This is a genomic window from Companilactobacillus suantsaicola, from assembly GCF_004745525.1.
Classification (GTDB): Bacteria; Bacillota; Bacilli; order Lactobacillales; family Lactobacillaceae; genus Companilactobacillus; species Companilactobacillus suantsaicola.
Window position 1 is genome coordinate 1 of record NZ_RKLY01000021.1, and the last position, 10,977, is coordinate 10,977.

The window sequence follows — 10,977 nt, forward strand, 5'->3', positions numbered from 1 at the left end:
CTCTTCACTAAAGCCGGTCATAGCTTTTTTCTCAGCCTCAAGGCAAATTTCATGTATCTGCTGAGCTGCTTTTTTGCCATCACTCGTCAGCCCAACTAAAGTAATTCGTTTATCGGTACTGGATTTGCGAGTTTTAACTAAACCGGCTTTAGTCATGCGGCTGACCGATTTAGCAATTGTTGAGTGGTCGACGCAAAGTGTGGTGACGAGTTGGTTTTGGGAAATGTTGTTATTTTTCATCAAGCACAAAAGAATCAAATCTTGGCCCGGATATAGTCCGAGGGGACGGATTTTTTTGGTAACAGTATTTTTGTAACCTGAAACGAGTCCCATCAGTGCTTTTGAGATTGGATATTCAGAATTCATAAATTTCCCCCTAAATATTTTTGGAGAATAGTGTACCGACCGGTTCGCCAGCTAAAATATTGAAGATGATCTCAGGGTCTTTACCATTTGTCAAAACCATCTGTTGATTGTGTTTTAGAATACGTTGGGCAGCCTTTAGTTTGGTTGTCATGCCACCTGTACCAAACTTGGTTCCGTGACCACCAGCAGCGGCAACTATCTCTGGTGCGATTTCTCCAATTGTACCAATCAATTTGGCGTCTGGCACTTTATTTGGATTGGCGGAGTAAAAGCCGTCGATATCGGACAACATGATCAATAAATCGGCGTCGACCAAATTAGTTACGATGGCGGACAATTGATCGTTATCACCAAATTTAGTGTGGTGGTCTAACTCGGAAACGGTCACGGTGTCATTTTCATTGACGATGGGGATGGTATTATCCATGGACAACAATTCTTGGAAGCTATTCATCACATTGGTGTGGCTTTCGGGATAATCGATAATATCCTTGGTGATCAACATTTGTGCCACGGACATGTCGTATTCGTGAAAGGCTTCATTGTAAATCTGCATCAATTCTGCCTGTCCTACAGCCGCTACTGCTTGTTGTTTAGAAATCTTAACCGGACGTTGATCGAGTCCTAAAACACCCATACCGACGCCGATAGCCCCAGAAGAAACTAGGACAACATCTTTGCCATCTTTTTTCAAAGTGCTCAAAACTTTGGCGAGTTGTTTGATGACGCTGGAATTGATTTTGCTGTTATGATGAATCAAGGTACTTGTACCTACTTTGACCACAATGCGATCAGCATAGATTTGACGCTTATTTTGCATTTTTTTATCCTCATGAAATTAATATGTATATTGACTATTTGGCACTAATATTATTATGCTAAAACAAGTTAGGAAATAAGAAAAGGGTGTATTTATGTATAAAGTATTGATCGTGCTCCACGAAGGCGACGACTATATTAGAATGAACAAAGTTTACATCGAAAGTATGCCCGTTGCTGGACAGTATATTATTCACACGGACGGCTTGGCTTACTACGTTGAAGAGGTAACTACTTTTGTTGGTTATGTCAGCAGTAAGGGTGCTATTGCGATTGTAGTTGTTCATCCGGCTCCTAAGGATGCGGAAGTTAATAAGTTATATGGTGTGGATATTGAGCGGGATTTGGATGATCCTGAATATAATAAGAAATAATTCTATTGTGTAGGTTTATTTGATTGGTGGGGTGTAGTATGCCGCTCCTCCGCAACAAAGCTGATTGGGCTGGAACGATGTGGGCCGACTTTGAACTACCGCAAGGTTCGCGGCATCTCAAAGCTCGACCTTATTCTAAGCAATAAATTGCTAAGAATAATTTCACATCTGAGCCCATCAGCTTTGTTGCTCCGGTGCTGAATAACGGATCTATGGTTTGATTATTTTCCATTTTTTTGGAAATAGATGTTCTATTGTAATTAACCTATGTTCTCATTTTTATTGAAATGAATTTTCAATTGGTATCACACTATGTTAGAAAATAGTTCTGGAGATTTGGAATAGAATTTCTATTTTTTAAAAAAGTTCCTCAATTAAATTATGAAGCACAAAAATCTAAACCAAATTTGGACTCGGATTCAAAATAGAACGTGATATACAAACCCCACAAGATATTACCTCAATAGAAATTAGAGCTGTTCAATAGTCTGGAGCGACAGTCCTGGGAAATGCTCAGCCGTGAAATTCCACTTAGCGCTTTAGCGCTTACGTGGAAGGGTGAGCTTGAAGACGATTTCCGGGTTTGAAATTGGCTCCAAGTCGCCCCACAGCGTTCCAGCGTTTCCCAGGACTGTCGCGGAAGACGGCATCTATCCACCATCCAAACTAAGGAACAACCACTATCAACAAATTAATCATTATTTTGCTAAACCTGAATAAAGAATTGTAGACTTCACGTATTTTATATGTGTTAGCCTGCAATTCTTTTATTTTTGTCCGAATTTTGTTTGTGTTGTCTATATTTGTAAACTATTCTTTCGAAAAATGGTATGAACCAATTATACCAATAAAAAGTGCAAAAAAATAAAGGCCTACCACTAGCCTTTACTTTTGCGAGAAATTAAACCAGAGCCTACCACTAACCCTGATTCCTAAGCAGTTGAGAAGGAGTACTACTCTAAAAGGATAACAATGAAACATTGTTAGGTTAATACATCTCGCTTATATAACCAAATTAATTATAAAACGGATATAAAAGTATTTCTACAATTCAGGAAAAATAATTTGATCAAAAAAACAAGATTTTACAAGTTATGGAGAAATAAATACACTATTTTGTTGTTTTTGTGGATTAACGTGACATAGAAAATGACAAATGTCATACTTTAGAGTGTATAGAATGCTGATAATATATAAAATGTTCAGAAAAGTATAAGTATTTTATATAAAGTTGAAAGCATATCGTCATGGTTATGTCCCATAATAGGTGACGATAAAGAGAGATTAAATATATATTGCATGTTTTGAGGATATTACTGAGAAGGGTGGTACGAATTTGAAAGAAGTAAGAGTTGCTAACGCTGAACGTGAGGACTTTATCCGTTCCGTGGAAGAATCAGTCGGTTCCTTCAATTTGGGTTGCGAAGGTACACTGATTGAATTAGTTTTTAAGCATATTAAATTGTTAGAATATAACGATAACTTAGAAACAGAACTAGGCAATTTTAGAAAAGATTTGATCGAGTATGACATCAATACTGGACATAAGCACAATAGAGATGTTGAAGAATTGTTGTTTAAGATCAAGAACAGAAAGTTGCCATTTATATAGAGCGTGGAACAGGCCCGCTTAGGACTTGGCAGATAGCCTAGCTTCACGAATTGCCCGCCGCACTTGCGGGCAATTTGGGAAGCGTAGCTATATGCCGAGTCCTGGCCTGTGCAACGCGTTTTGACTATAAAGCATAGAACCATGGTTATTCTTAAAAGAACAATCGTTATTAAGAAAAAGAACCATGGTTATAAATCAAAAGAACACTAACCATAAAAAAATATAAATACAAACACACAAACAAATACGCAAATAAAAAACAGGGTTTAAATCACAACCCTGTTTTTCTTTTACCCAAAAACTACCAAAATCTCCAACAGATAATTAAAATACTGATAAAGGAGAAAACTCAAATGATAAAAATAATCCCCCGAACAATCCAAGACGTCCCCGTCCTCGAAGCAATCAAAGAAGAAAACCTCGACCAACCGTTACCACTAGTAGTTTTCTATCATGGGTGGCGCTCGGCTAAGGAACAAGTTTTAACTCAAGCTAGAAAACTAGCACAAAAAAATATCCGCGTAATCCTGCCCGATGCAATGAATCACGGACAAAGACATGCGGATGTTTCTTCAATTCCCTCATTTACCTTTTGGAATAGCATTCAAGGTAATGTTTCGGAATTTTCCTTATTAATTAATTATTATCAAAGACAAAATCTAATCAAAGATCAAAAAATTGGCGTTGGTGGTTATTCCATGGGTGGCATGACGACTGGAGCTTTATTGACCCAACATCCGGAAATTACGGCTGCCAGCATCATTATGGGAACTCCCAATTTATTAGCTTATGCAAAACTAGTTCGTGAAGATGCGAAGAGACGTCAGATGTACTTGCCCCAAGATATGGAAATGCTGACGAGTTGGATCAAGTATTACGACCTCAATAGCCAACCGGAAAAAATTGATAATCGGCCGTTACTTTTTTGGCACGGGACAAACGATCCGCGGATTCCTTATCATGAATCAAAGGATTTCTTTGACAAAATTCAAGGAGAACCCTATTCAAAACAGGTGGCGTTTATTACCGGTTATAAAGCAGGACACTTGGTTGAACCACCGCTGATGGATAAAATTGCTAATTTCTTCGAATATTATTTGAACTGACTTTTCTTGGAAACGACGAACGTTAAGACGACTAAATTCAGTAAGCCTAAAACGACCAACAGAATGAAAGCGTGTTGTGAACCGATGGCAGTTGCGGTGGCCGTGCTGAGGTTGTGATTGTTCTGGCTCAAAGCGATAATGGCTGAAACAATCGAAGTTCCCGTAGCACCCGCAAATTGTTGTAACGTATTGAAAAGAGCGTTACCGTCAGCTTGTTCTTGGTCGGATAAAAATTTTAATCCGTCAGTCATGATGTTTCCAAATGACATACCCATGCCCAGCATATAAATGATGTAGAACCAAACAATCATTGTGTTAGAGAGCTTGAGACTCAAACTAGCGAAAATAATTAACGAGATTTCGGCTAGCGTGACACCAGAAAGGATTGGTAAACGAGCACCCATTTCATCCAAGATTTTTCCACCGAGTGGCGCTAGAATTGCTCCGACGACTCCGGCTGGTAGAACGGCTAATCCGGCAATTGTTGCGTTGTTGTGGTTAACTAATTGAATGTAATTAGGCAAAATGAAGGCAAATCCGAGGGATGAAATTTGAAAGAGGAAGAAACTGAGTAAGTGCCCACTAAATTTCTTGTTTTGAAGAACTTTCAAATCAATCAAAGGATTATTCAAATGTTGTGAACGGATGATAAAGCCGACTAGGCCAATGACTCCAATTACAAAAGCAATTATTACGAGCGGGGACATTTGGCTAATGTTGCTGAAACTAAAGATGAGTCCACCAAACGTTAAAATTAAAGCGATAAAACTTAGAACGTCAAATTCACTCTTTTGAATTTGGCTTTTTTGTTGAATATTTTTGATGCCTAGGAAAAATGAAATAATCAAAATTGGTAGTAAGATGACGAAAATATAACGCCAGCCCCAAGCGCTGACTACTAGACCACCAAAAGTTGGACCAATGGCAGGAGCTACAGCCGTTATTAGAGTCCCCAAACCCATCATTAGACCAATTTTACTTTCGGGGACGTTTTCTAAAATGATATTGAACATCAAAGGTAAAGCAATTCCGGTTCCAATTCCCTGCACGACTCGACCGAGCAAAAGCATTGGAAAGATTGGGGCAATTGCATCAATCACGACGCCAAGAATAAAGAACAGATTGGCTAAGATAAAGAGCGTCTTAGTTTTAAAATTGTGCTTCAAAAATGAAGAGATCGGTACGATAATTGCGACGACTAACAAGTAGATTGTGGTCATCCATTGAACGGTCGAAGTAGTGACATTGAATTCCTTCATCAAAGTTGGGAAGGAAATGTTCATCGATGTTTCGACAATTACGCCACAAAAAGACATTAAGCCAGTGGCGAGGACAGCTAGTAAAACATTTAAAGGGATTTTTTCTTGTTTTTCCATAAATTATTCCTCCTGAAAAGCTTCGAATTTTAAAAACTTTTCGATGATATCAAGTTCTTCAGTTGTGAAGTGCTCATCTAAAACTTGTTGCTGTAAGTGCATGAAGTGCTTGATTTCCTTTTCCAGTTGCCAAGCCTTGTCAGTTAAGAAGACTGATTTTTGACGGGCATCGGATGTTGATGGCTTACGAATAATCAAATCCTTTTTTTCCATGCGTTGTAAAGCAATCGTGGCCGTAGAACGCTGAATGAAGAATTCTTGTTCAATATCACGCTGGAACAATTCTTTATCAGGATGATTACTCAAAAAATCAATGATCGACATCTGAACCCAAGTAGCATCGTGCTGTTTGGCAAAGATATCTAATCGTCTAGATAGTTGATTAGACGCGATTTTGACTAACATATTAGTATTTCTCATAAGTGACCTCTCAATTATAAACGTTAGATGACTAACGATTATTAATCGTACTCTGGATTTTTTTGAAAAGCAATAGGAAATAAAAAAACATCCACAAATTTTGCAGATGTTCTTAAATAATTTCATATTCCAAACTTAATAATTTTCGATGTAAAATCTTGCCATTAGTCGTCTTTGGTAGCTTGTCGATCAGCCGAAATTCAACTGGCACTTGATAATCGATCAAATTATGTTTACCGAATTCTTCCAAACTGGCACTAGTCAAAAAGGCATTTTCCTTTAATTCCAAATAGGCGACTGGCACTTGATTTTCCTTCTTGTCGGCAACGCCCACGATGCAAATATCGACGATACCATTGATACTGCGGTATGTGTTCTCGACTTCTTTAGGATAAATAATTTTATCACCACGATAAATTAATTCATTCTTGCGACCCTTGACGTAGAGAAAATTATTCTCATCCAAGTACCCCATATCACCAGTTTTGAAGAAACCGTCACTCGTAAAGCGTGATTGATACAACTGCCGCTTATTCAAGTAACCTATTGCGATAGTGGGCGATTTGACTTCGATTGAACCAATATCATCTTGATTGATGTCCGTGATACGAATTTGTTCAGTGAAAAATGGTTGGCCACACGAACCGGTCTTAGTTTCCGCATCGTCAAAACTTAAAGCAGCGATGTTAGAAGTAGTCTCGGTCATACCATAAGACTGCAACACGGGGATTCCCAACATGTTACAACGCAACAAGGTCCAATTATCGACCAATCCATAGCCTAGATAGACACAGCGGAATTTTTCATTGTAGCCTTTGCCTTGAGGCAGGGAATTCAACAATTCGCGCAGCATCGGTGGTGTGAGTGAAATAATCGTAGCTCGTTCGTTGATCAAAACTTTATTTAAATGATGCAAATTGAATCCGTCAATCAAGTAAACGCCAATTCCGTAAATCATTGAGCGCATGATGATTGAAAAACCAGGAACGTTGAAAAGGGGCAGTGTTAAGACCCAAATGTCGTCTTTATTGATGCCTAAAGTCAGATCTGTCCCCATTGCTGAGAAGAAATAATTGCCATATGTCAGCATAACACCAATATCACTGTTATCATTAGGAGTGTAAAGAATCGTTGCCACTTGGTCGTTATCGAATTCGGAAACTGGCTGATAATCAAAACTCTTGTTGAGACTTAAAACGTCTGACATCCAAGTTTTATCCCAGGAGACATTTAAAATGTTTTTCGTGGGCGCAGAATCCGAAACTAAGACCGTCTTAGGCTGTGAATCTTTGATTTGATACTCCAAAGCATTGGCGCTCAATTGGGTATCGAGCATAATAATCCGGGCACCGACCTGTTGAAGTGCTAGAATGGCAACGTAGCCGTTAAAGCAATTATCGGAAAATAAGGCGATAGGGTCATTTTTTCGAATACCGCTAGTATATAATTTGCTCGCAAATAACTGGACACACGAATTCAGTTCTTTAAAAGTGAAATCAGCGTGTTCGAGAATTAATGCGACCTTGTCAGGATCGAGTTTTGCGCGTTTGACTAACCAGTTTTCCAAAATATGACCTCTTTTCCAGGATGGATTTGATATCATTGATATTGCTATAACTTGATTGTAAAACATTTAAATAATAAAATTTTAACTAATTATGAAAAAAATTGAGGTACAAAATGAGTTTGCTAAACGATTTAGGCATTGAAGTAGTTGAAAAAGGGAAACACAAAGTGATTTTGGGGATGGAAATCACGCAAGATCACTTGGATAAAGAAACAGAACAACCAGGAATCATCAGCGCTATGCTGTCAGAAACAGCCGCCAGTCTGGGAGCTAATTTGAGTTTCCGTCAAGGAAGTGCCGCAATCACGAGTGTTTCTTTGCATAGTTTGAATGCATTAAAACTTGGCAGGATCATCGTTGAAGCTCAACCGGTCAAAGATGGTAGTAACATCCAAACTTGGCAAGCAACGCTTCACTATGATAACAGTGCCATCAGCAATAGTCTTTGTACGATAACTTTAAAGAAAATTGAAGCCTAGTGACGATAGATTCGTGAATTGATAATCTCGAAGAATGCCAAAACAATCAAACTAGCTCCAAATAATTGATAAATAAAAATAATTGTCTTTGAAGGGTTCAGAATAAACACAATACCTGCCAGCATCAACAATGCTGAGTAAAAGTAATCTAGGTAAGGTGTTATCTTCTGGACTCTTTTTGCCATCTCATGCGAATCACGGAATTGGTTGATTCCGTTGACCAAAAGAATGATCCCTAAAACTGGTGGGACTAATGGGATGAAGAAACGAGCAAACAGTAAAACCCCTAAGGCTAAAAATAGTGCACCGACCCCTAAACCAATGGCAATATTATTTTCACCGGTGCTTCGCTTGATACTCCAGCCATCAATGATCGAAAGGACTCCGTAAATGGCAATGTAACTGGAAACAATGTAAATGATAATATTGAAACTCTTTACTGGCTCTAATACGATCAAAATTCCGGCCGTCAGTAAGAATAAAAAACGCAACCAACGATAAAGTTGGAACTGCTTAACCATAATATTTTGCTCCCCTTAAAAATAGGTCTTTGTCACAGGTGGCTTATAAGAAAATACGGATAGGCTCCACTAATAATATGTTCATTAGTACAACTTATTTGTTTTGAACTAAAAGTAATAAATAATAAAAACCACTTATTTAGTCTGGAGCACAAGCTCTGTGATGACTCAGCCGCCAAATTCTTGTTGGTGCTTTAGCACCAACAAGAAGGCCTAGTTTTGAGATTTTGCGTACTTTGCAAAAGCTCAAAATAGTGCCGGCAGCGTTCCAGCTCATCACAGAGCTTGTGCGGAAGACGGCAAATCAGGACGAGACCTAAAAATGTCTAAATATATGATACCAGAAAATCGAAGAAATAAAATCAGTCATAATAAAGATGTTCACAAACTGATTTATAAAAGTATTTATAAACCGTTATATCAGGCATGAGCATATCTCTTTAATTGTGAAATCATTGTGGTACTTTAGAGGTAATTAATACTAGGAGGAACCAAAAATGAGTGTTCGTGCATCTGATGAAATGGTAAAAGTTTTGGAAAAATGGGGTATTGATAATATTTACGGAATTCCGGGAGATTCTGTTGATACCACGATCGATGCTCTGTATCGCGCTCAAGATAAAATAAAGTTCACACACGTCTTACATGAGGAAGTCGCCGCTTTGGCTGCTGCTGCTCATGCTAAATTAACTGGTAAAATTGGGGTCTGTTTGTCAATTGGTGGACCCGGAGCCATTCATTTGTTGAATGGTTTGTATGATGCCAAAATGGATCACGCTCCCGTGTTGGCTATTTTGGGTCAAGTTCAATCAAAGTTGTTGAATACGGACTTCTTCCAAGAGGTCGATACACACGTTTTGTTCGAAGATGTAGCCGTCTACAATAAAATCATCATGGACCCACAATCTTTGCCTAGAATCGCTGATGAAGCTATTAGAACCGCTATCGCTAAGAAGGGTGTCGCTGTTTTGACGATTCCTGACGATATTCCGGCTCACATGATCAAAGACAATTTCACACCGAATGTCGATAACTTTAAGCTTGACGATTACAAGGTCAATGACGACCAAATCAAGCAAGCTCAGGAAATGCTGGAGATTCACTCTAATCCAATCGTTTTGGCTGGTGTCGGAATCAAGGACGCTAAAAAGGAAACTAAAGAATTTATCGAGAAATATAAAATTCCTATTATTTTGACTATGCCTGCTAAGGGTTTGGTCGACGATGACCATCCCTACAATTTAGGTCAATTGGGTAAGTTAGGGACTAAGCCCGCTTTTGAAATGATGCAAAAAGCAGATCTCGTAATTATGTTGGGAACCGATTACCCTTACGCTCCATACTTGAATAAGAAAGTTGATGCCATTCAAGTTGATATTAATCCGGATCGCCTAGGCAAACGTCGCCACGTCGATTTAGCTATCCAAGGAGATGTCAAAGAAGTTTTGCAACATTGGAACGCCTTAGGACAACCTGTTAAAGAACGTCACTTCTTGGATCTAGCTGTTTCTAAGATTGGTCAGTGGCGTAGTTGGATGAAGGATGTCTATTCCAAGAAACACACTGGTGTTTTGCCATCATTAATGTTTCATAACATCAGTAAGAGTGCTCCAAGTGACACAGTTTGGTCCATTGATGTCGGAACTTCAACCGCCTTTGGGGCCAGATTCTTGACCGCTAAATCCTCACAAATGTACACAATTTCTGCTTGGTTAGGAACCATGGGTTGTGCTTTGCCTGGAGCAATCGCTGCTAAGATGGATATGCCAGATCGGCCAGTCTATGCGATTGCTGGGGATGGTGCGTTCTCGATGGTCATGCAGGATTTTGCTACAGCCGTCAGATACAACTTACCAATGTTATTTATCGTTTTAAATAACAAGTTGTTAGCCTTTATCGAATACGAGCAACAATCCGCTGGACAACAAAATTACGGAATCAGTTTGCCAACTATCGACTTTGCCAAATTTGCTGAAGCTTGCGGCGGAATTGGTGAAACCATCACAACCGACGAACAATTCTCAGATGCTATCAGAAAGTATCGCAATCCTGAAAAACCAGTTCTATTAGATGTCGCTGTTAACGACGAAGCTCCACTACCAGGTAAGATTATGATGGATGAAGCTCAAGGTTACGCTAAATTTGGTTTGGGTCACGTGATCGACAAGAAGAGTTTGCCAGAATTGCCACCAATGAAAGAGATTTTACGTTCATTCTTATAATTTTTGAAAATGATTTTGATTCAGAATAAATTACTGAAATTAGTAGGAAAGAATCGCACATCTAAAAGAGCCACTAACAGAAGCAGAAAAGGACCGGCAATCTATCTCACCAACT

11 protein-coding genes are annotated in these 10,977 nt (G+C 38.9%); 5 read left to right on the forward strand and 6 right to left on the reverse strand.

The window, feature by feature from the left end:
• Together EGT49_RS08395 and proB are read right to left on the reverse strand one after the other, a co-directional pair.
• Positions 1 to 366, reverse strand: a 366-nt coding sequence (locus EGT49_RS08395) for a MarR family winged helix-turn-helix transcriptional regulator (RefSeq protein ID WP_135373395.1), incomplete at its 3' end; no start/stop codon positions are given.
• A gap of 10 nt (positions 367 to 376) precedes the next feature.
• A complete protein-coding gene (gene proB, locus EGT49_RS08400) occupies positions 377 to 1,186 on the reverse strand; it encodes a glutamate 5-kinase (protein WP_135373397.1) in 810 nt (269 codons plus the stop codon).
• 94 nt (positions 1,187 to 1,280) lie between these two features.
• On the opposite strand from proB, the gene EGT49_RS08405 reads away from it, so the two are divergent.
• The 3 genes from EGT49_RS08405 to EGT49_RS08415 all read left to right on the forward strand — a co-directional run bounded on the left by EGT49_RS08405 (position 1,281) and on the right by EGT49_RS08415 (position 4,277).
• Positions 1,281 to 1,559, forward strand: coding sequence for a LysR family transcriptional regulator (locus EGT49_RS08405; RefSeq protein WP_135373399.1), 279 nt, complete (start codon positions 1,281 to 1,283; stop codon positions 1,557 to 1,559).
• 1,336 nt (positions 1,560 to 2,895) lie between these two features.
• Complete coding sequence (locus tag EGT49_RS08410; protein WP_135373401.1) at positions 2,896 to 3,171, forward strand: hypothetical protein; 276 nt, start codon at positions 2,896 to 2,898, stop codon at positions 3,169 to 3,171.
• Between the two features lie 353 nt (positions 3,172 to 3,524).
• On the forward strand, positions 3,525 to 4,277 hold the full coding sequence (locus EGT49_RS08415) for an alpha/beta fold hydrolase (protein ID WP_135373403.1): 753 nt from the start codon (positions 3,525 to 3,527) through the stop codon (positions 4,275 to 4,277).
• On the opposite strand, the gene EGT49_RS08420 is transcribed toward EGT49_RS08415, so the two are convergent.
• The 3 genes from EGT49_RS08420 to EGT49_RS08430 all read right to left on the reverse strand — a co-directional run bounded on the left by EGT49_RS08420 (position 4,265) and on the right by EGT49_RS08430 (position 7,640).
• Complete coding sequence (locus EGT49_RS08420; protein ID WP_135373405.1) at positions 4,265 to 5,653, reverse strand: MDR family MFS transporter; 1,389 nt, start codon at positions 5,651 to 5,653, stop codon at positions 4,265 to 4,267. The genes EGT49_RS08415 and EGT49_RS08420 overlap by 13 nt on opposite strands.
• Before the next feature lie 3 nt (positions 5,654 to 5,656).
• A complete protein-coding gene (locus EGT49_RS08425; RefSeq protein WP_135373407.1) occupies positions 5,657 to 6,073 on the reverse strand; it encodes a MarR family winged helix-turn-helix transcriptional regulator in 417 nt (138 codons plus the stop codon).
• A gap of 112 nt (positions 6,074 to 6,185) precedes the next feature.
• Positions 6,186 to 7,640, reverse strand: coding sequence for an AMP-binding protein (locus tag EGT49_RS08430; RefSeq protein WP_135373409.1), 1,455 nt, complete (start codon positions 7,638 to 7,640; stop codon positions 6,186 to 6,188).
• A 113-nt stretch (positions 7,641 to 7,753) separates the two neighbouring features.
• Here EGT49_RS08430 and EGT49_RS08435 point away from each other — a divergent pair, with 113 nt between their 5' ends.
• Positions 7,754 to 8,119, forward strand: a complete 366-nt coding sequence (locus EGT49_RS08435) for a PaaI family thioesterase (RefSeq protein ID WP_135373411.1) — start codon at positions 7,754 to 7,756, stop codon at positions 8,117 to 8,119.
• Here the strand turns inward: EGT49_RS08435 and EGT49_RS08440 are convergent.
• A complete protein-coding gene (locus tag EGT49_RS08440) occupies positions 8,116 to 8,640 on the reverse strand; it encodes a DUF308 domain-containing protein (RefSeq protein ID WP_135373413.1) in 525 nt (174 codons plus the stop codon). The two genes, EGT49_RS08435 and EGT49_RS08440, sit on opposite strands and share 4 nt — an antisense overlap.
• A gap of 497 nt (positions 8,641 to 9,137) precedes the next feature.
• Between EGT49_RS08440 and EGT49_RS08445 the strand changes: the two genes are divergently transcribed.
• Positions 9,138 to 10,862 (forward strand): pyruvate oxidase, encoded by a 1,725-nt coding sequence (locus tag EGT49_RS08445; protein ID WP_135373415.1) that lies wholly within the window; start codon positions 9,138 to 9,140, stop codon positions 10,860 to 10,862.
• Positions 10,863 to 10,977: the final 115 nt, after the last annotated feature.

Coding starts and splice junctions, on each gene's coding strand:
- proB (WP_135373397.1), bottom strand. CDS start 1,186: ATGCAAAATAAGCGTCAAATCTATGCTGATCGCATTGTGGTCAAAGTA.
- EGT49_RS08405 (WP_135373399.1), top strand. CDS start 1,281: ATGTATAAAGTATTGATCGTGCTCCACGAAGGCGACGACTATATTAGA.
- EGT49_RS08415 (WP_135373403.1), top strand. CDS start 3,525: ATGATAAAAATAATCCCCCGAACAATCCAAGACGTCCCCGTCCTCGAA.
- EGT49_RS08420 (WP_135373405.1), bottom strand. CDS start 5,653: ATGGAAAAACAAGAAAAAATCCCTTTAAATGTTTTACTAGCTGTCCTC.
- EGT49_RS08425 (WP_135373407.1), bottom strand. CDS start 6,073: ATGAGAAATACTAATATGTTAGTCAAAATCGCGTCTAATCAACTATCT.
- EGT49_RS08435 (WP_135373411.1), top strand. CDS start 7,754: ATGAGTTTGCTAAACGATTTAGGCATTGAAGTAGTTGAAAAAGGGAAA.
- EGT49_RS08440 (WP_135373413.1), bottom strand. CDS start 8,640: ATGGTTAAGCAGTTCCAACTTTATCGTTGGTTGCGTTTTTTATTCTTA.
- EGT49_RS08445 (WP_135373415.1), top strand. CDS start 9,138: ATGAGTGTTCGTGCATCTGATGAAATGGTAAAAGTTTTGGAAAAATGG.